Genomic DNA, 19,410 nt, shown 5'->3' on the forward strand with positions numbered 1-19,410 from the left:
ACTATCCTTGCATTTTTTCACCAAAAGCCAGATCACCAGCGTCGCCTAAGCCTGGAACGATATAGCTGTTTTCGTTGAGGTGGTCATCTATAGTGGCAATCCAAAGGTGGGTACTTTCGGGAAAATGTTGGCTGACATACTCCAATCCTTGTTGGGATCCGATGACGGCAAAAAGGTGTATTTCCTTGGGGGTGCCCAGTGGCTGGAGGGAGTTATATACATTGACAAACGAACGTCCTGTTGCCAACATAGGGTCGGCTAAGATCAGGATATTGTCCTGCAAGGAGGGAGATGCCAAATACTCTACCAAAATCTCAAACTCCGAGGGAGAACTGTGTTTACGGTAGGCAGAGATAAAGGCATTGTCTGCTTTGTCAAAGGAATTCAATATTCCCTGGTGTAGTGCCAGTCCTGCGCGTAGGATAGAACAAACCACGATCTTATCTTGTATCAGGGGAATGTCCTTTTCCCCCAGTGGGGTGGTGATCCGTTGGGTCTGGTAGGGGAGCGTCTTGCTCATCTCGTAGCTTAGGAGTGCGCCTATACGTTCTAAGTTTTTTCTAAAGCGCATCCTATCCTGTTGGACATCAACGCTTCTGAGTTCGGCAACAAACTCTGAAAACAGGGAAGGTGTTTGGTCAAAGGGGTGGATAATCATTTGTTTAAAAATAAATTTTTTTATTACGCAAAATAACGATATTTTTGCAAATAAAACAAGGAATATGTTTAGTAAATTAGCTTATGACATTTTTTGGGAGAGTATCCTGCATTATCATATAGTCGATAATGTGAACCAACCCTTTGAGAATCCGTATGATAGCAAGACTATTGAACACCTATTGTACCGTAAAAACTGGATAGACACAGTACAATGGCACTACGAGGATATCATTCGAGACCCTAAAATTGATCCCGAAGAAGCGCTGCTGCTCAAGCGAAAAATAGATGCCTCCAACCAAGATCGTACCGACACTGTGGAGTATATTGATAGCTATTTTCTACACCAATATAAGGACGTAATCCCTAGGATAGGAGCAACTATCAACACCGAAAGTCCTGCATGGGCAGTGGATAGACTTTCTATATTAGCCCTAAAAATCTATCACATGCAACAGGAAACAGAGCGTACCGATGCTACTGCTGAGCATATTGCCAAGTGCCAAGAGAAGCTACAGGTACTCCTTGAACAGAAGGAAGACTTGTCCCTTGCTCTTGATCAACTCCTTACTGACATCGCTGAAGGTAAGAAATATATGAAAGTATATAAGCAAATGAAAATGTATAATGATGAGGAGCTAAATCCTATTCTTAGAAAAATGTAATGATATATGTTTTCAAGAGATGGGTAATTAATTTTATTTATCTTTGTTATGTCTTAAAATAATAAGTCATTAAAAAATTTTATTTTTTCGGAGAAAGGAAGTATATTTGCACTCTGATTTAAAACAACGAAAATGATTAGGAGAATATTATTTTTTCTTTTTCTAAGTATAAGTTTTACAGCACAATTATCTGCTCAAATACAGAATCTTAACTTAGAACAACTGACTTATATCAATGTAGATCAACTTTCTGATGAGCAAATACGAGCTTTCTGGGATAAAGTGCAAGCACAAGGATATTCTCTTACAGATTTGGAAACAGCTGCTCGTGTGAAGGGAGTCCCTGTTTCTCAGATTAATAAATTACGTCAACGTATTATGTTAGCATCTTCACAAAAAGGAAAGAAAGCTACATCATTAGATAAAGCAAATGTTCCTAAACAAGAAATATTTGGACGTACAGGAAGAGAACGATTGAAGGATACTTTAACACCCGTAAAGAAAAGTCGTGTTTTTGGATATGATTTTTTTCAAAATCCTAAGATTTCCTTTACTCCTAGTATTAATGTACCTACTCCTGAGAATTATATTATTAATACAGGAGATGAGCTTTTGGTGGAAGTATGGGGTGCAGCAGAAAGTAGTTCTACACAAAAGGTAGATAATCAGGGTAACATTATCCTTCCTATGGCAGGAAAAATTCATGTAGGAGGACTTAATTTTGTAGAAGCAAAAGCAAAAATTAATACAGCTTTACGTAAAATATATGCAGGAATTTCAGCCCCTGAGGGAAGTTATTCTAAGGTATATACAGGTGTCTCTATAGCTAATATACGTACTGTAAAAGTTAATATTATTGGGGAAGTAGAAACTCCCGGAACCTATTCCTTAAGTGCTCTTTCTACTGTTATCAATGCCCTTTATGCTAGTGGAGGTCCCACTAAGAATGGTTCTTTTCGGAATATACAAGTAGTTCGTGGAGGAAAAACAATAGCTCATTTAGACATTTATAATTTCTTACTTAAAGGGTCTCAGGAAGGAAATATTAATCTGAATGATCAGGATGTCATTATTGTTCCTCCTTATAAAAACCAAGTAGAAGTGATAGGTTTTGTTAAGAGAGAAGGTATTTATGAAGTGAAGGAAGGGGAAAAACTTTCAGACTTGATAGATTATTTTGGAGGTTTTAAATCCAATGCTTATAAAGATAATTTAGTAGTAGAACGTATAATAGGAGCCAAACGTGAAGTAAAAGAGGTACCTTACACAGAAGCGGGAGAGTTTGCAATGCAAGGGGGAGATAAATTATTAGTTCACAGATTATCAGATATCTTTCATAACAGACTTAGTATTACGGGAGCAGTATACCAACCGGGTAATTATGCTTATTCGGAAGGAATGACGGTTCTGGATCTAATTAATAGGGCAGCGGGAATACGTGATGAGGCTTATCTCAATAGAGCTATTCTTTTCAGGACAGTAGATAGGGTAGATAGACAGAGTATTCATTTCTCATTGAGAGATATTCTGAGTAAAAAACAAATAGTTGCCTTGCAGCCTAATGATAGTTTGCATGTATATGGAAAAGATAGTTTAAGTATAAAACCTATGGTGCGTATAGAGGGAGCTGTACGTAAACCTCAAAAAATTCCTTTTGCAAAAGGAATGCATCCAGAGGATTTAGTAATTATGGCAGGGGGGTTTATTGAAGGCGCTGATAATATACATTTACAAGTAGCACGACAATTGAATGATACTAATTTTAAAACGATTAGTAAAGTATATGATGTCATTCTCTCTCAAGATAAAACTACAGAAACTATAGAGCTAGAACCTAATGATATTGTAACAGTACATTATCAAAAAGGATATGTTCCTCAACAAATTGTTAAGATAGAAGGAGAGGTTACTTATCCGGGATTCTATGCAATCCTATCAAAAGAAGAACGAATTTCAAGCCTTATAGAACGCTCTGGAGGATTTGCTCCTTATGCTTATATAGAAGGAGCTACTTTAGTAAGAAAGAAAGGAAAAGAGAAGGATGAAAAAACACAAGAGAAACAACTTAATGAACTTAAAAAAATAGATAAAGAATTATCAGTTATTAAAACTAAAGATACTTCAGAAAATAGTAAAAATGAAAATAATGAAGATGTTAAAAGTATTAAAAAAGAGAATAATGTAGAGAGTGAAGATGAACTCTCAGAATATCGTGTAGGAATTAATCTTAGAGAGATAATGGAGAATAAGGATTCCTATCAAGATCTTATTTTAAAGGAAGGAGATGTACTTATAGTCCCTTCAGAGAAGCAAACTGTAGAAGTAAAAGGATTGGTCTTAGCACCTTCATTGGTACGTTATGAAAGAGGAAAATCTACTCGTTCATACATTAATAGTGCAGGAGGATTCTCTGATAAAGCACAGAAAAAGTCAGTATATGTAATGTATACTAACGGAGATGTAAAAGGAACTAAACATTTTCTTTTTTTTAGAAGTTATCCTAAAATAGCTCCAGGAGCTATAGTTATAGTACCAGAGAAACCAGAGAAAAAAGGTCTTTCAACTACGGAGACAGTGAGTATTACTACTGCTTTAGCTACTTTAGCTGTTTTAATATACAATACATTTAAGTAATTGATAATACATTGAATATGAATCAAGAAATACAGAGAGAAGATGAAATAGATTTAATAGCTCTTTTACAGAAAATATGGAAGGGGAGAAAAACTATTCTAAAATATTTTATATTATTTTTTCTAATAGGTGTTTTTATAGCTATATTTTCTAAGAAAGAGTATACAGCAACCTCTTTAGTATTAGCACAAGAAAGTAATTCATCAACAGGGAATTTATCAGGATTAGCCTCCTTAGCAGGAATTAATATTAATTCTTCAACTTCTGAACTAATCTCTCCTAAATTGTATGCTATTGTCGCTAAAAGTATTCCTTTTCAGAAGAAAATGATACAAACTCGTATTCAAGTTCAAGAAAATAGAGATTTTGTTACCTATCAAGAATATTATCAAAAGCATAATAAGACTAATTTTTTAGATATAGTAGGAAAATATACCATTGGGTTGCCTTCTCTTATTGTGGATAAAGTATCTCCTAAAAAAGAGAATTTTTCACAATATGCAGTAACAGAAAAGGACACAACAGGAGTTTATAAACTTACTCCAGAAGAAAAAAGTCTTTTTGAACTTTTGGAAAGTCAATTGAAAATTACTAATAATGAAAAAGATAATACAGTAAGTATTTCTTTTTCAATGGACGATCCTTTGGCAGCGGCACAAATGCTTGAACAGGCTAAAAATTATCTACAAGAGACAATTATTGAATTCAAAACACGCAAAGCAAAAAAGCAGTTGGAGTTCGTTCAAAAACAATATGAAGAAGCGGAGAAATCTTTTAAGGAGAAACAAATTCGATTAGCTGCTTTTCAGGACAGTAATAGGGGGCTTATTACAGCAATTCCTATGACCCGACAATCACAATTACAATCGGATTATAACCTAGCTTATAATCTTTATGTAGAATTAGCAAAACAATTTGAAAATCAGAAAATAAAAGTACAAGAAGATACACCTGCATTTATTACTATAGAACCTGTAAGTGTTCCTTTGGAAAAATCAAAACCTAAAAAAGGGATGATTATTGCTATTTGGAGTTTTTTGGGAATTATAATAGGAATTGGCATTATTTTTGGTAAGGACTTTATGAAAGCTATGAAGAATAGATCTTTGTCAGTAGAAGAGTAAATATAGAAATTATTTTAAAAAAGATATAGATTTTGAAAAGAATTAATTATGAGTTTGAATAAGAATTCTGTTTTAGGATATGCTACTTTGATAATGATTTTTTTTGGGTTAATATTATTAGGGTTAGGTATATTTCGTTATAAAGATATTGCTGGTTGGGGATTTGCTGCTACGGGGATAGGCTTTTTAGCTATAGCATGGGTATTTGATTCTTTAAAAGGTAGAGTATAATAAGGAAAATATCAGATTTAGAGATGAATGAATTTCAACCTATACCTAAGGCTTATGAGTGTGAGCCTTTATATTATAGAAATTACTTAATAAATGGGAGGCTTATACAATGGGATGGAGCCTATGATAAGGTATATTCTACAATTTCTTCTACAGAGAAGTATGCCCCTACTTTAGTAGGAGAAGTGCCTCATTTGAGCAAAGAACAGGCACTTGAGGCTCTTCAATCTGCTGCTAATGCTTTTGGAAAGGGAAATGGGCTTTGGGCAACTATGAGAGTAAGAGATCGCATAGAAATATTGGAGAGATTTACTGAGCAAATGAAAACCAAACGAGATGAGGTTGTACACTTAATGATGTGGGAAATAGGAAAAACAATTAGTGAATCTCAAAAAGAATTTGATCGAACTATAGAATATATCTATGATACTATAGAGGAATATAAAAGACTTGACAGAGAGAGTGCTCGTTTTCAAAAAAGAGATGGAATATACGCTCATATACGTAGAGGACCTCTTGGAGTTGTACTATGCTTAGGTCCCTATAATTATCCATTGAATGAATCCTTCGCATTATTAATTCCTGCCTTGCTTATGGGGAATACAGTTATTTATAAACCACCTAAATATGGAGTGTTACTCATTACTCCTCTACTGGAGATTTTTAAAGATTGTTTTCCTAAAGGGGTTATTAATATTATTTTTGGTCGTGGTCGGGAGATAGCAGCCCCTATTATGGAGACAGGAAAGGTAGATGTATTAGCACTTATTGGGAATAGTCATTCGGCTATAGCTTTGCAAGATAAGCATCCACATAAGAATAGGTTACGCTTAATTTTAGGTCTAGAGGCTAAGAATCCGGCAATTGTCTTGCCTGATGCAGATATTAATTTAGCTGTTAGTGAATGTGTGGCAGGAGCCCTTACTTTTAATGGACAGCGTTGTACGGCATTGAAGATCATATATGTACATAATAGTATTAAGGATGAATTTCTTTCTGAATTTACCAGGAGAGTGGATGCTCTTCCCTTTGGGAATCCTTGGGAGTTAAATGTGAAACTTACTCCTCTTCCAGAACCAAATAAGCCTCAATATATACAAGAACTTATTGATGATGCTTTAGAGAAAGGTGCTAAAATATTAAATAGAAAGGGAGGAGAGCGCTGTGAGAACTTTATTTTCCCAGCAGTGCTTGCTCCTATTACACCTGATATGAGAGTATATCAAGAAGAGCAATTTGGGCCTGTAGTACCAATTCGTTTTTTCTCTGATATAGACGAGGTACGACAAGAAATAGCAGATTCTCACTATGGGCAGCAAGTAAGCCTTTTTGGAAGGGATATTTATACGTTAGCTCCTTTAATTGATAATTTAGTTAATCTTGTCTGTCGTGTGAATCTTAATAGTTTATGCCAGAGGGGACCTGATGTATTCCCTTTTACAGGAAGAAAAGATTCTGCAGTAGGGACACTTAGTGTGTATGATGCACTCCGTTCTTTCTCTATAAGAACGTTTGTAGCTTCAAAAGATAATAAATATAATAATGAAATCCTTGAAAATCTTTTGAAGACAGGCATTTCTAATTTTGTACATAATGATTATATTTTATAGAAATTTTAGTTTTAATATATTATGAAATTATTTATCATTGTATTGGTTATTTTAACCCTATGTATTATAGGGATGGCTATAAAAATTTGGGCAAAGAAAGGTGGTAAATTCTCAGGCACATGTGCTAGCCAAAATCCGCATCTGAACCCAGAAGGTGAACCTTGTAGTTTTTGTGGTAGACTTCCAGATGAAGCAGAATGTAGAAAATCGTAAATAAAAAAAGAATCAGTTTGTTGGAGGCTGATTTTTTTATTTTTAAGTAACGAATAATGAGGCAAAATCCATTTAATTTTCCTTTATTTATTATTCTTTTAGGAGTGATTCTTGGTATTATATTTCAAGATTCATTCTTTGTGATATCTTACTTATATAGCATAATTTTTTCTCTTGTAGGGATAGTATTCCTATTTGCTTGTTTCTATATTATAAAGAAATTTCAAAAGGAATCAATATTTTTATTATCTTTTATAATGGGTGTTTTATTATATAATGCTCATTATGAGCCTAATAATAAAAACCATTATCTACAGAAACTCTCGCCAAATACAGAGTATATTCTTTCAGGGACAATACAAGAAATAAAGGGAAAAAGAATTATAGTCTCTTTACAGAAAGAAGACCAATTTAGAGTGAAAGGGAAAGTTTCTCTTCAATTGAAGGATACACTTTCCCAGAATATAGTGGGAAAATATATTTTATGTTTTACAAGTCTTGCTCCTATATCTCAAGCTAAGAACCCCTCTCAATTTAACTATAAAAAATATATGTGTCGCCAATATATTTATTGGCAAGGAACTCCTCTTTGTTATCAGTTAGAAGAGAATCATTCACATTCCATAGTTCTTTTGACAAAGAAGACACAAATACAATTAGCATCTTCTCTGGATAAATATCCTTTTTCCGATTCTTCAAAAGCAATTATAAAAGCTTTAGTTTTAGGTATTCGTTCGGATATTGATACAGATACTTATCAGCATTATATTGATGCAGGGGCAGTTCATATTTTAGCTATTTCAGGACTTCATATTGGACTTATAACTTTCATACTTACCCAGATAATAAACTTTATTTTTCCTTTTCGACAAAAGAAATTAAAAATAGCAATTATTTTTACTATTTTGCTTGGATATAGTTTTATAACAGGACTATCTGCTTCTGTATTGAGGTCTGTATTAATGTTTGGAGGATATAGTATGGCTTTTTATATAGGAAATGGCAAAGCTCGATTTGATAGTTTAATGTTTTCTGCTTTTATACTTCTTCTGTGTAAACCTATGTTCCTTTTTGAGGTTGGTTTTCAGTTAAGTTATATGGCGGTACTCTCTATTGAACTCTTCTTACCTTTTTTTAATAAATATTGGTTTTATGAAAATAAATTACTGAATTTGTTTCCAAGTATCATAAAAGTGAGTATCGCTGCTCAGATAGGGATCATTCCTTTATCTTTGTATTATTTTCATCAATTTGCAGGTTTATTCCTTATTACTAATATGATTATTCTACCTTTTTTGGGGATTATTTTGGGTTTGGGAATAATTGTTGTATTTCTGTCAAGTATTCACTCTTTACCTTATTGGTTAGTGGTAAGTTATGATTTTATAATTATATTAATGAATAAGAGTATTGAAAAAATAGCTTCTTATAGAGATTTGATTATCACAGGAGTTTATTTTAATGAAATAATGTTGATTGTTTCTTATATAGTGATGTTATGGGGAGTGTTATATCTGTATTTTAGAAAAATACGCTTTTTATACCTATTACTCATATCTATTCTTTTGTTTCAAGGTTATCTTTTCTATCAAAAATATGAAAGGAGGAAAATAGATCAGCTTATTGTTTATCAACAATATAAAAAGACGATGATTTCTCATCAACAAGGGGGAGAAGCTATATTTTATCTATCGGATACTATATCACTACCACGAACATATATAAAGAATTTTTGTACTCAGAGGAATATAAAACATTTTCAATATAAATCTATTACAAATATAATTTCTTTTAAAGGAAAACATTTTGTGATAGTAGATGAAAAATTTTATCTGGATAAAACAGATTCTATAGATTATCTTCTACTTAGAAATAATCCTAAAATTCACTTAGAGAAATTTTTAGAAAAAGGATCTGTTCCTAAGATAATTATTGCTGATGGAAGTAATTACCCTTACATGATGGAGAAATGGGAGAAAACATGCAGAAAGTATCATATTCCTTTCTATAATACATACAAGGAAGGATATTTTTTATTAGAATAGGAAATTAGAGAAAATATTTTATTATTTTCTCTAATTCTAGTTATTTTTTATATTTTTAATAAGCTTTTGCAAAGAGAACACGTCCCTTAGAGGGTTTACCTGAATAGATACAGGTCCCTATTTCTTCTTTCCTATCTAAAGGAATGCAACGTATAGTAGCCTGAGTTTCTTCTTTTATCTTAGCTTCTGTTTCAGCAGTACCATCCCAATGGGCAGATATAAATCCTCCTTTATTGTCCAAGATTTCCTTAAATTCCTCATAGGAGTTTACTTCTGTGATATGAGAGTTACGATAAGCTAAGGCTTTTTGATATATATTTTTTTGGATATCAGTAAGTAAGCTTTCTATATGCTCTACTATTCTTTCTCCAGAGATACTTTCCTTAGTTAAGGTGTCACGGCGCGCTACCTCGTATGTATTGTTTTCTAAATCACGTTGTCCCACCGCCAAGCGTATAGGTACCCCTTTGAGTTCGTATTCGTGGAACTTGAACCCTGGTTTTTGGGTGTCATCATCGTCAAACTTCACCGTAATTTCATGCTTCTTGAGTGCTTGCATGAGAGGAGTTATTCTTTGACGAATGGATTGTAGTTGTTCTTCTCCTTTGTATATAGGTACAATGACTACCTGTATAGGTGCCAATAGTGGTGGCAGTACCAATCCATTGTCATCGCTATGGCTCATAATTAGCGCACCCATAAGGCGGGTGGAAGATCCCCAAGAACTTGCCCAGACATAGTCTAATACACCTTCTTTGTTAGCATATTTCACTTCGAAGGCTTTAGCAAAGTTCTGTCCTAAGAAGTGGGAAGTTCCTGCTTGTAAGGCTTTTCCGTCCTGCATAAGGGCTTCTATGCAGTAAGTATCATCAGCTCCGGCAAAGCGCTCTGCCTCGGTTTTTCTACCTCTTATCACAGGTACTCCCATATATTGTTCTACGAAAGTAGCATACACCTCATTCATCTTTTGGGCTTCTTCTATAGCCTCCTCACGAGTAGCATGAGCGGTATGTCCCTCTTGCCAAAGGAATTCAGCGGTACGGAGAAACAAACGTGTACGCATTTCCCAGCGTACTACATTTGCCCATTGGTTAATAAGAATAGGTAAGTCACGATATGATTGTATCCAATTCTTATAGGTATTCCAGATAATAGCCTCACTGGTAGGGCGTACAATAAGTTCTTCCTCCAACTTAGCTTCAGGATCTACAATAAGTTTCCCCTTTTGAGATGGATCTGTTTTAAGGCGGTAGTGAGTGACCACAGCACATTCCTTAGCAAAACCTTCAGCATTTTTCTCTTCTGCTTCAAAATAGCTTTTAGGGATAAAAATAGGGAAGTAAGCATTTTGGTGTCCTGTTTCCTTGAACATTTTGTCCAAAATATCTTTCATCCTCTCCCAAATGGCATATCCATAAGGCTTAATAACCATACACCCACGCACCCCTGAATTCTCAGCGAGTCCAGCTTTTACTACTAGTTCATTGTACCACTTGGAATAATCTTCTGCTCTTGATGTTAAATTTTTACTCATACTAAAATCTTTGGCATAAAAATTGTATATTTGTGCAAAAGTACAAAATATTTTGAAAACAGACTTATCATACTCTTTATTTTTTGCAAAAAAAGTAAAATATTTATTCTCTAAGAAAATTTAACACTTGTGAGGATAAGTATGAAGTATGATAAGAATCAATAACTTAAAAGGATACAAAAATGAAAAAAACAGCAATTATTCGTTATGTCACGGGAGTTTTTTTAACTCTTGTAGGATTTACTTCTTGTGGTATCTATTCTGGGATGGTATATGATGATGGTATTTATGGGGATGAAACTCCTCGTCCTAAATATGAACCCAGAGAAGGAAGTTATCAGCAACCAGAAAGCTATCGTGAGCACCTTAATCAAAAGATAGCTGGCTATAGGGATTTTGAGCGACAAGCGCAACGTCCAGCTCCCTCTTATACACCCTTGACAAATGTGGATGGTTATCGTACTCCTACCGAACAAAGAGCCCCTTCTTACAATACTTATGGAGGATGGGGAGACAATGCCCGCCCTTCTACAATAAATGTGTATAATGGTTATGGAGGATGGGATTATCCTTACTACTGGGGAGCTGGTGCTTGGGGGGGGTACTATTCTTCCTATTATTATCCTCGTAGTGGATGGAGTTGGGGATTCTCTTTAGGATCTTATGATCCTTATTGGAGTTGGCGTTACTATGATAGTTATTACTATCCTTATTATGGATATGGTTACTATTATCCTTACTATGGTTACTATTATCCCTACTATGGATATGGTTACTATTCACCATATTACTATTATTCACCATATTATTATGATAGCCAGAATAATTACTATTATTATGGAGGAAGGAAATATTCTCCTACCTATGGGCGAAGGGGGGATGATAGGCGCTATGAAAACTATGATTACGAACGAAATTCCTCTCACTCTTATGGTAATTATAATAATTCTTATGATAATTCTTCTCGTTCTTATCATGAGAATAATACTCGCTCTTATGATTCAAGGAGTTATAATAACTATAATAATGATAATAGTTCCCGTTCTTATCATGAGAGTAGTAACTATGGGGGAGGAAATAGTAATGGAGGAGGAAATAGTGGAGGTTTCCAAGGCTCAAGAAAGAATTTTTAATTATTAATTTAGAAAGAAATGAAAAAAAATATACTAATAATAATATACTGTTTATTAGGTGGCTTTGCCTCTGCTCAAAATCTTACAGATGGCTTACGTTATTCTATGGAAGAACTTAATGGGACAGCTCGTTTTAAAGCAATGAGTGGTGCTTTCTCTTCTTTAGGGGGTGATCTATCTGCTATTTCACTGAATCCAGCAGGAAGTACTATTTTTGCAGATAGTGAAATTGCTTTAACTGCAGGGAGCCATAGCACACAGAATAAAAGCACTTATTTTGGAACAGGGAAAACGGTCAATTCTTCTGATTTTTCTCTTGATCAATTTGGAATAGTTCTACCAATTTCCCTACTAAGTGATGGTTGGAAGAAAATGTCCTTTGGGTTTAACTATCAACGAACTCATAATTTTAATCCTCAGGATTTGATATATAATGGACAAACAACAGGTAAGAATTTAGGTGATTATTTCCAATATTATGCTGAAGGTATAGAACAACAAAACTTAATGTTACAGGAGTATAATTCTGAAAAAAAACCTTCACAAAGATGGCGATTGGATGATCTCTATAGTTCTTATGGACGTGCACAAAGATTTAGCCCTTATAGATTACGTAATGCTCTTTTGGGTTATACAGTAGGATTAGTGAAACCTTTAAGTGGTAATACTAGTATTAATCCTTCTATGACAGATGATCAAGCTAATGCAGTATTGAATGAGACTACTTATGAGAAAAACATCTCTCCTAATGCTACAACCATTCAAAATATTGAACACTATACAGAGGGGGGGGTGAACAAATATAGTTTTAATTTTGGAGCATGCTATGATTTTTTCTCTTTTGGAATTAATCTTAATACTCATAGTGTGGATTATAGGTCTCTTACTCGTCATAGGGAGACATATTTAAATAATACAAAATCTACGATTACCTCTGCTTATTTTCAAAATGATGTAAAAACAACAGGAAACGGCTTCTCTCTGCAATTAGGAGCTATAGCTGAAGTTGCAAAAGGAGTACGATTGGGACTTACTTATATATCTCCTACTTGGTATAATTTGCAGGATGAAATAGCACAATCATTGAGTGCTAATAATGGTGATTACTATGCTAATCCCAATGTGGTAGCTGTTTATGATAGATATCACTTCCGTACACCAAGTTCTTGGATCGTGGGAGCCAGTTGGGTATGGAATAAACAGCTTATTCTTAGTGGTGATTACATTTATAAAGGATATGGTAAGATATATTACAGTACAGATAACTTAAAATCTGAGAATAGTATTATAGAGCAAACCTTAGGAGACACTTCTGCTTTGCGTTTTGGAGCTGAATATCGTTTCATAATTCACGATAAGGTTAATTTATTCTTGAGGACAGGTTATCGCTATGAGCAGAGCCCTTATAAAACAAACTTGAAGCCTATAGGGGATCTTAATGGATTTTCTACAGGAGCAGGAATAGCTTTCAGAGGTATGCGTTTTGATCTTTCTTATGATATGGCAGAGCAAACTCGGTACCCACAAATCTATGAAAGTGTTTTGACAGATACTCCAAAAACAAATAGTACTTTTCAAACATTACTTCTTTCAGTTACTTTTAAATTATAAAGATTATTGATTTTAGTTTGTTTTCATAATGAAGAGAGGTTGCTTGAAAAGGGCAACCTCTCTTTAATTTTATAATATTCTTTATTCTTTTCCACCAAAGGCTTTTACATCTTTTACAGTTACATCTCCTTCAGAGAGGATTAGTAAACGTTCTACAACATTTCTTAGTTCTCGGATATTTCCTGTCCATTCGTATTGTTCAAGTTGTTCTATGGCTTTAGGTTGGAACTTTTTATGGATTCCTTGTTCTTTGTTTATCTTATCTGTAAAGTAATTAACAAGTAAAGGAATATCATCTTTTCGTTCATTTAACGAAGGAACTTCTAAGAGAATTACTGCTAAACGATGATATAAATCTTCTCGAAAACGGCCTTCAGCTATTTCTCGCTTCAAATCTTTATTAGTAGCAGCAATTACTCGTACATCTACTGATATATCTTTTTCACTTCCTACTTTGGTAATCTTTTTTTCTTGTAAGGCACGCAATACTTTTGCTTGTGCCGAAAGACTCATATCACCTATTTCATCCAAGAAAATAGTTCCTTTATCTGCAGCTTCAAATTTTCCTATACGGTCTTTCACAGCAGAGGTAAAAGAGCCCTTAATATGCCCAAAAAGCTCACTCTCTATTAGCTCAGAGGGAATTGCGGCACAGTTAACCTCGATCATAGGGGATTGTGCACGTTCACTTCCTTGATGCAAAGCACGGGCGACTAACTCTTTTCCAGATCCATTAGGTCCGGTAATAAGTACTCGGACATCAGTAGGGGCTACCTTATCAATCATGGCTTTTATCTTCTGGATAGGCTCACTTTCTCCTATCATCTGATCTTCAGTAGGATTTTTCTTAATATTTTTTGAGTTTCCTTTGGGCTTCTCTTCTTCTGAAGGAACTGTCAAAGCATTACGGATGGTGGTTAAAAGGCGATTCAGATCAGGAGGTTTAGCGATATAATCAAAAGCTCCCATTTTCATAGCCTGTACTGCTGTCTCCAGATCACCATGTCCGGAAATCATTACTATACGAAGGTTAGGATAGAGCCCTTTAGCCTCTAAAAGGACTTCTAAACCATCTTTCTTAGGCATTTTTATATCACAGAGAACCAAGTCATATAGTTCCTTACGGATTTTGTCTATAGCTTCTTGTCCATTGGTAGCCTCTTCTATTTGGTAGCTTTTGTCCTCTTCACTAAGAATGTTATTGAGTACACGTCGTATAGAAGCCTCATCTTCTACTAATAGTATCTTAGGCATGGGATAGTTTTTACTTTATTTTACATCAATGACCAAAGGAAGTATATATTCAGTAGCTACATTTACTTGGTTTTTCTTAGCAGGAATTATAGGAGCTAACTTTTCAGTTTCATTCTTTAATAAACTTTCTAAGGAGGGAAGGAGCTCTTTTGTTTTATCAGACATTTCAACTTCTTTTACGCTGATAATTCCTTCATTACTAATGAGTAAAGTTACTTTTACAGTGTCGGTAAGCGCATCTCCAATAGCTAACTTTTGACTGTTGAGCATCTCTTGATAGTGTTTAGAGAGATTATCTGTAAAGCATTTGAGTTTTTCATCTTTGGTGGTGATACTTTCACATTCCTTGAAAGAAGGATATTCATCAAGTTCCTTTCCCAAGGCAGTAAAACGTTCTTGAGCTAATTTCTTTTCTTGCTCCTCTTTGGTTACAGAAGGTTCTGTAGCATTGTTTTCTTGACAAGCATAGAGGGCAATACAAAGCATAGAAAGTAATATTTTTTTCATACAACTATTTTAATTTAGGGTGTAAAAGTACAATTTTTTTGGCAAAAAAAGTAGCTGTTCAGAGAAATTATATGACTTTAATTATTTATGGGCTTTTTATATAATATGTAACTAACTGTATTTTAATAAATAATAATTGAAAAAGAATAAGCAATAGATATGAAATTAACAATAATTTAATGTTCGTAACTTCTTTATTTTTAGTAATTAAATTTGTAACTTTGCTTAATTTATTTTGATAAAGAAGGGATAAGTTTTCCTATCTGAATTAGTAGTATAAATTAATAAATATGATATATCTTATTGTTTATTTCATTTGTTGGATAATAGCTTTTATTCTTTATAGTTTTGTGGGAGGAGCTAGTTTTCTTTTTTGGTCTTTGTATTCACATCTGGTTATTGGAGTTGGATTTTTTGGAATCTTTAACTTTATTGGTCATACTATATTAAGTGAAAAAGTGGCTAGGACAATAGGCTGGGTTTCTAATGGATTCCAAAAAGAATTAGGATTTGTATCCTTAGGAATTGGCATTTGTGGTATTTTATGTCATTGGGTACGTGATTGTTTTTGGATAGCAACAGCCATTCCTTTTTGTGTATTTCTGATAGGTGCAGGTATTCTACATATTATTGAAATAAAGCAAAAGAATAATTTCAATAAAGGAAATGTTTGGATAATATTACCTGATTTTCTAATGCCAATAACTTTAATCATATTATTTATATCTTTGAAAATATGAATAATTGAGTAAACAATATTCATTGATTAAGAAATTGACTCTTGGAATGGAATAAGAATGGATTAATGTAAAATAAAATTAAACTTCAAAGTTTAGTTTCTAATAAGGTAAGGCTTCTTTCTTATTCTAATTCTCTAAGAAAATCATTTTGCTCCTTTGGATTGAGGTTCAAATCTCTTATAACTTTTTCTTTAGTAGGAGAAAAAGTATAGAAAAAACAAAGTAATACTAAACCTAATAGCCAAGAAATAGCTGTGTGTAAAAGAAAAGCAATAGCAAGGTTAAAGAGAATGGTGCCTTCTATAATGGCATAACGTTGGATGGAATATTTTTGAAAGTCAATGAGCTTTTTATTCAAAGATATTTCTGTAGAAATATTATTTAAGTTTTTCTTATAAAGCCAATTACTAAAAAAAGGAGCAATAATTGAAAGTAATATACCCACAGGAAGTAAAGCACTTTCAGAGGAAAAAGAATAGCTCCAAACTTCTTTTGGAGTAATAAAATAGATAACTGATCCAAAGAACATTATGGAAAATAGCATACCAAAATAAATGGCTTTAGTAGTTTTAAATAAAAGTTTTATATTCATGATTTTTTTCTATTTATTAAAAATCAATTCCTCCGTTATCCTTAGATTTATCGTTATCTGTATCATTATCTTCGGAAATGGGAGCATCAGGATTAGCAGGGTTAAACCCATTTCCACATTCTAAATCCACTACTGATTTTTTAGTAAGCATATCTCCAGGTTTTACTTCCTTTCCCTTATAGAACATTCTTAATACCATATCCTTACCTATATTATTGACATAGGTTACTTTACCTACTGATAAGCCGACTGCTTTTAAGGTAGCATCAGCACTACGATAAGTGATTTGAATTACACGAGGTACAGTAACTTTGGGATAATTAGAAGGGTTAAGAGTTAGGTATATTTTTCGGTTTTTCTTTACCTTTTCATTAGCTTCTGGGCTTTGGCTAATGACGGCATATTTAGGAATTTTGGGATCATAAGTAGCAGAATCAGTTACCTCATAGCGTAGATGACTTTCTTCTAACAGTTTTTGCGCTTCACTCAAGGGCTTTGAGGAGAGATCAGGAACTACAACAAATTGTCCATGCCTTGTCCAGCTATTCAGAGAAAGCAGTATTATATAAACAATTACAGTAATTAGCACAATAGCTAAAAAAATTTGTAATCCCCAGAAACGGAAATCTCTGTTTTTTAAGATCTTTGATATGATGGATTGTATTTTCTTCATGATAAATAATATTTAATAAATATTTCTTTTAGAAAAAGTTATAAGGATGAACTTATTAAATTATTCAATAGCTTTCGTACTTTGTTACTATTCCACCGAGTATTTCCAAACCCCTGAGCTACTACTTTATCTTCTTTATTTATAATATATCCAGAGGGAATCTTCTCAGGATCAAAAGGCATTTTGACTTCTTGAATAAGATAAGTTACTTTAAAAGTGAATTTTCTATCTTGTTGTTTCTGTTCTACAGGCTGGGGAAGTTCATTGGTGATGATGTAGAAATCTATTTTGTTGTGATAATCATCATAAAGCTTCTGAATACCTGTAAGATCAGCAATACTCATAGCTCTCCATGAAGAGAAAAAATAAACAAACTTTACTCTTCCTTTGGATTGAGTAAAAGAAAACTGCCTGTTGTTTTTATCTTTAAGAATCCAATCTGGGTCAATACTATATTGTTTCTCTTGGGGGAGAATTTCCACTTGAGAGGAAAAAATCCTTTGAAGGAGTATCTGTGATTCATAACCTAAATTGGTCACAAAAAATGAGAGAACAAAAGCAAAGAGTAATAGGCTAAGGATAGTACGTTTTTTCATTAAAAAATATAGTAATCTTTTTCGGGGCAAAGGTACATAAAAAAAATGGGATTCAGTTCAAGATGTTAATCTTTTATAGGAATCTGTTTTGCTAAAGGGTGTTTTCTAAGGTGATATTCTAATAAATGTGCCATTTCAGAATTATGCTCCATAGGAGTAAGATACTTTTGGAGAATATTCTTTGACAGATGATAGTTCAGTTCAATGAAGCCATATCCTTTGATATAACCATTTTCCACAAAGATAATACTTTTCTCCTGTACAGTACGTCCTTTGTCCATAATGACAAAGGTTCTATTTTTAAGTGTATAATGTTCAAGCGCTTTATAAACTCTTTGATTATATTCATCAAAGGGTTCATCACCCATGCAAGCTCCCTTACATTGACCGATAGAGTGGTTATAACAATAAGTATGTGCTTTAGAAAATCCATTGAGTTTAGTACAGAGTTGGTAACGTTCGGTAAGTTCAAAAAGTAGATTGAGACCTTCTTCTTTGCTTTCAAAAATGGCTAAATTCTCTTGAGAAGTATTTACAAATTCTATGGAAAGTTGTATGTATCCTTTTTCATTAGTATGAGCTACTAAAACAAAGGGAAAGGATTTTTTCTTTTTCTTTCTATTAAGGAAAGGTTTCTTTTGAAGTTCCTGTGCTTCCTTGAGAGTGGCAATGAGAGTAGTTCCTGTGAGTTCATACATGATCTCTCCTACATGTTTCTGTATATAAAGATCTCTTTTATTTTCAGAAGTAAAATGTTCATTGACACGCTTATAGATATTCTTGCTTTTGGATAGAAAAATGAGCTTTCCTTTTTTGTCATAAATATAATATATTCCTAACTGGTTAGGAAGTGTATCCAAAATGGATAGTAAGTGAGTGTTTAATGAGGGATGTAAATTTTGTTTAACAAACTCAGTCAAAGCGGTTTTTTGAGTATCTTTAGTCAGTAGTAGCTTAAAAAGGTGTACCGTAGCCATGGCGTCTCCATTTGCTCTGTGCCTGCCCAACAGGGGAATACCTAATGATCGAGTGAGTTTTCCCAGACTGTAAGAAGATTCCTGGGGTAGCAATCGCTGAGACATCTCTACTGTACAGATAGTATTGCGATGAAAATCAAAACCTAATCTTCGAAACTCCAAGCGCAATATTCGGTAATCAAAAGCGGCATTATGAGCTACGATAATACATCCATCTGTAATTTCTATAATGCGCTTAGCTACCTCGTAGAACTTAGGTGCATTGCGAACCATTTTGTTAGAGATACCTGTAAGATGAGCTACAAAATCATCTATTTTCTTCTCAGGGTTGATAAGAGAAATAAAACGATCAGTTACCTCATTGCCATCAAAACGATAGATAGCAATTTCAGTAATAGATTCCTCATTAAGCTTTCCTCCAGTGGTTTCTATATCTAAAATAGCGTACAATTTTTTCTTTATTTATTGGGCAAAGGTAGGAATTTTAGTATTTTTTGCAAAAGAAAAAACGTTTTATTTTCTTGAGTTTCCTAAATACTTAAAAATAAAGTATTTTTATAATTGAAAAAAGATAAAAAAAGTATTATTATGTGACAAAAAAATCTTACCTTTGT

Annotated in this window: 18 protein-coding genes; 10 read left to right on the forward strand and 8 right to left on the reverse strand. The window is 33.6% G+C overall.

Annotation, left to right across the window (positions count from 1 at the left end; genetic code table 11):
• Position 1: 1 nt before the first annotated feature.
• On the reverse strand, positions 2-658 hold the full coding sequence (gene upp / locus HMPREF9071_RS05255) for a uracil phosphoribosyltransferase (RefSeq protein WP_009745550.1): 657 nt from the start codon (positions 656-658) through the stop codon (positions 2-4).
• Positions 659-722: 64 nt separating this feature from the next.
• On the opposite strand from upp, the gene HMPREF9071_RS05260 reads away from it, so the two are divergent.
• The 7 genes from HMPREF9071_RS05260 to HMPREF9071_RS05290 all read left to right on the forward strand — a co-directional run bounded on the left by HMPREF9071_RS05260 (position 723) and on the right by HMPREF9071_RS05290 (position 9,179).
• Positions 723-1,322, forward strand: a complete 600-nt coding sequence (locus HMPREF9071_RS05260) for a DUF4254 domain-containing protein (protein ID WP_009745551.1) — start codon at positions 723-725, stop codon at positions 1,320-1,322.
• Between the two features lie 132 nt (positions 1,323-1,454).
• Positions 1,455-3,956, forward strand: coding sequence for an SLBB domain-containing protein (locus HMPREF9071_RS05265; protein ID WP_009745552.1), 2,502 nt, complete (start codon positions 1,455-1,457; stop codon positions 3,954-3,956).
• Between the two features lie 17 nt (positions 3,957-3,973).
• Positions 3,974-5,080 carry a Wzz/FepE/Etk N-terminal domain-containing protein gene (locus HMPREF9071_RS05270; RefSeq protein WP_009745553.1) on the forward strand — a complete coding sequence of 369 codons (1,107 nt, stop codon included), beginning with the start codon at positions 3,974-3,976 and terminating at the stop codon, positions 5,078-5,080.
• 48 nt (positions 5,081-5,128) lie between these two features.
• A complete protein-coding gene (locus tag HMPREF9071_RS05275; protein ID WP_009745554.1) occupies positions 5,129-5,311 on the forward strand; it encodes a CAL67264 family membrane protein in 183 nt (60 codons plus the stop codon).
• A gap of 23 nt (positions 5,312-5,334) precedes the next feature.
• The gene (locus tag HMPREF9071_RS05280; RefSeq protein WP_009745555.1) at positions 5,335-6,921 is read left to right on the forward strand and encodes an NADP-dependent glyceraldehyde-3-phosphate dehydrogenase; all 1,587 of its coding nucleotides are present in this window, start codon (positions 5,335-5,337) and stop codon (positions 6,919-6,921) included.
• 21 nt (positions 6,922-6,942) lie between these two features.
• On the forward strand, positions 6,943-7,134 hold the full coding sequence (locus HMPREF9071_RS05285; protein WP_009745556.1) for a hypothetical protein: 192 nt from the start codon (positions 6,943-6,945) through the stop codon (positions 7,132-7,134).
• Between the two features lie 56 nt (positions 7,135-7,190).
• A complete protein-coding gene (locus tag HMPREF9071_RS05290) occupies positions 7,191-9,179 on the forward strand; it encodes a ComEC/Rec2 family competence protein (RefSeq protein ID WP_009745557.1) in 1,989 nt (662 codons plus the stop codon).
• Between the two features lie 55 nt (positions 9,180-9,234).
• On the opposite strand, the gene proS is transcribed toward HMPREF9071_RS05290, so the two are convergent.
• Positions 9,235-10,713 (reverse strand): proline--tRNA ligase, encoded by a 1,479-nt coding sequence (proS, locus tag HMPREF9071_RS05295; protein WP_009745558.1) that lies wholly within the window; start codon positions 10,711-10,713, stop codon positions 9,235-9,237.
• A 182-nt stretch (positions 10,714-10,895) separates the two neighbouring features.
• Here proS and HMPREF9071_RS05300 point away from each other — a divergent pair, with 182 nt between their 5' ends.
• Together HMPREF9071_RS05300 and HMPREF9071_RS05305 are read left to right on the forward strand one after the other, a co-directional pair.
• Complete coding sequence (locus tag HMPREF9071_RS05300; protein WP_009745559.1) at positions 10,896-11,846, forward strand: hypothetical protein; 951 nt, start codon at positions 10,896-10,898, stop codon at positions 11,844-11,846.
• An 18-nt stretch (positions 11,847-11,864) separates the two neighbouring features.
• Positions 11,865-13,457 (forward strand): OmpP1/FadL family transporter, encoded by a 1,593-nt coding sequence (locus HMPREF9071_RS05305; RefSeq protein WP_009745560.1) that lies wholly within the window; start codon positions 11,865-11,867, stop codon positions 13,455-13,457.
• A gap of 81 nt (positions 13,458-13,538) precedes the next feature.
• Here HMPREF9071_RS05305 and HMPREF9071_RS05310 read toward each other — a convergent pair whose 3' ends face one another.
• Positions 13,539-14,711 (reverse strand): sigma-54 dependent transcriptional regulator, encoded by a 1,173-nt coding sequence (locus HMPREF9071_RS05310; protein ID WP_009745561.1) that lies wholly within the window; start codon positions 14,709-14,711, stop codon positions 13,539-13,541.
• A 15-nt stretch (positions 14,712-14,726) separates the two neighbouring features.
• The gene (locus tag HMPREF9071_RS05315; protein WP_009745562.1) at positions 14,727-15,218 is read right to left on the reverse strand and encodes a hypothetical protein; all 492 of its coding nucleotides are present in this window, start codon (positions 15,216-15,218) and stop codon (positions 14,727-14,729) included.
• Positions 15,219-15,508: 290 nt separating this feature from the next.
• Between HMPREF9071_RS05315 and HMPREF9071_RS05320 the strand changes: the two genes are divergently transcribed.
• Positions 15,509-15,958, forward strand: a complete 450-nt coding sequence (locus HMPREF9071_RS05320; protein WP_009745563.1) for a DUF6790 family protein — start codon at positions 15,509-15,511, stop codon at positions 15,956-15,958.
• A 121-nt stretch (positions 15,959-16,079) separates the two neighbouring features.
• Here the strand turns inward: HMPREF9071_RS05320 and HMPREF9071_RS05325 are convergent, their stop codons facing one another.
• From HMPREF9071_RS05325 to HMPREF9071_RS05340, 4 genes are all read right to left on the reverse strand, one after another.
• The gene (locus HMPREF9071_RS05325; RefSeq protein WP_009745564.1) at positions 16,080-16,550 is read right to left on the reverse strand and encodes a hypothetical protein; all 471 of its coding nucleotides are present in this window, start codon (positions 16,548-16,550) and stop codon (positions 16,080-16,082) included.
• 16 nt (positions 16,551-16,566) lie between these two features.
• On the reverse strand, positions 16,567-17,223 hold the full coding sequence (locus HMPREF9071_RS05330; RefSeq protein ID WP_009745565.1) for a PASTA domain-containing protein: 657 nt from the start codon (positions 17,221-17,223) through the stop codon (positions 16,567-16,569).
• Between the two features lie 38 nt (positions 17,224-17,261).
• Complete coding sequence (locus tag HMPREF9071_RS05335; RefSeq protein WP_009745566.1) at positions 17,262-17,819, reverse strand: hypothetical protein; 558 nt, start codon at positions 17,817-17,819, stop codon at positions 17,262-17,264.
• Positions 17,820-17,884: 65 nt separating this feature from the next.
• Positions 17,885-19,246 carry an exonuclease domain-containing protein gene (locus HMPREF9071_RS05340; protein WP_009745567.1) on the reverse strand — a complete coding sequence of 454 codons (1,362 nt, stop codon included), beginning with the start codon at positions 19,244-19,246 and terminating at the stop codon, positions 17,885-17,887.
• Positions 19,247-19,410 lie beyond the last annotated feature (164 nt).

Source organism: Capnocytophaga sp. oral taxon 338 str. F0234 (genome assembly GCF_000192225.1).
In the GTDB taxonomy this organism is placed as follows: Bacteria; Bacteroidota; Bacteroidia; order Flavobacteriales; family Flavobacteriaceae; genus Capnocytophaga.

What these genes read in the sequence shown, in the direction of transcription:
- upp (WP_009745550.1), bottom strand. Translation starts at nt 658, where the DNA reads ATGATTATCCACCCCTTTGACCAAACACCTTCCCTGTTTTCAGAGTTT.
- HMPREF9071_RS05260 (WP_009745551.1), top strand. Translation starts at nt 723, where the DNA reads ATGTTTAGTAAATTAGCTTATGACATTTTTTGGGAGAGTATCCTGCAT.
- HMPREF9071_RS05265 (WP_009745552.1), top strand. Translation starts at nt 1,455, where the DNA reads ATGATTAGGAGAATATTATTTTTTCTTTTTCTAAGTATAAGTTTTACA.
- HMPREF9071_RS05270 (WP_009745553.1), top strand. Translation starts at nt 3,974, where the DNA reads ATGAATCAAGAAATACAGAGAGAAGATGAAATAGATTTAATAGCTCTT.
- HMPREF9071_RS05275 (WP_009745554.1), top strand. Translation starts at nt 5,129, where the DNA reads ATGAGTTTGAATAAGAATTCTGTTTTAGGATATGCTACTTTGATAATG.
- HMPREF9071_RS05280 (WP_009745555.1), top strand. Translation starts at nt 5,335, where the DNA reads ATGAATGAATTTCAACCTATACCTAAGGCTTATGAGTGTGAGCCTTTA.
- HMPREF9071_RS05285 (WP_009745556.1), top strand. Translation starts at nt 6,943, where the DNA reads ATGAAATTATTTATCATTGTATTGGTTATTTTAACCCTATGTATTATA.
- HMPREF9071_RS05290 (WP_009745557.1), top strand. Translation starts at nt 7,191, where the DNA reads ATGAGGCAAAATCCATTTAATTTTCCTTTATTTATTATTCTTTTAGGA.
- proS (WP_009745558.1), bottom strand. Translation starts at nt 10,713, where the DNA reads ATGAGTAAAAATTTAACATCAAGAGCAGAAGATTATTCCAAGTGGTAC.
- HMPREF9071_RS05300 (WP_009745559.1), top strand. Translation starts at nt 10,896, where the DNA reads ATGAAAAAAACAGCAATTATTCGTTATGTCACGGGAGTTTTTTTAACT.
- HMPREF9071_RS05305 (WP_009745560.1), top strand. Translation starts at nt 11,865, where the DNA reads ATGAAAAAAAATATACTAATAATAATATACTGTTTATTAGGTGGCTTT.
- HMPREF9071_RS05310 (WP_009745561.1), bottom strand. Translation starts at nt 14,711, where the DNA reads ATGCCTAAGATACTATTAGTAGAAGATGAGGCTTCTATACGACGTGTA.
- HMPREF9071_RS05315 (WP_009745562.1), bottom strand. Translation starts at nt 15,218, where the DNA reads ATGAAAAAAATATTACTTTCTATGCTTTGTATTGCCCTCTATGCTTGT.
- HMPREF9071_RS05320 (WP_009745563.1), top strand. Translation starts at nt 15,509, where the DNA reads ATGATATATCTTATTGTTTATTTCATTTGTTGGATAATAGCTTTTATT.
- HMPREF9071_RS05325 (WP_009745564.1), bottom strand. Translation starts at nt 16,550, where the DNA reads ATGAATATAAAACTTTTATTTAAAACTACTAAAGCCATTTATTTTGGT.
- HMPREF9071_RS05330 (WP_009745565.1), bottom strand. Translation starts at nt 17,223, where the DNA reads ATGAAGAAAATACAATCCATCATATCAAAGATCTTAAAAAACAGAGAT.
- HMPREF9071_RS05335 (WP_009745566.1), bottom strand. Translation starts at nt 17,819, where the DNA reads ATGAAAAAACGTACTATCCTTAGCCTATTACTCTTTGCTTTTGTTCTC.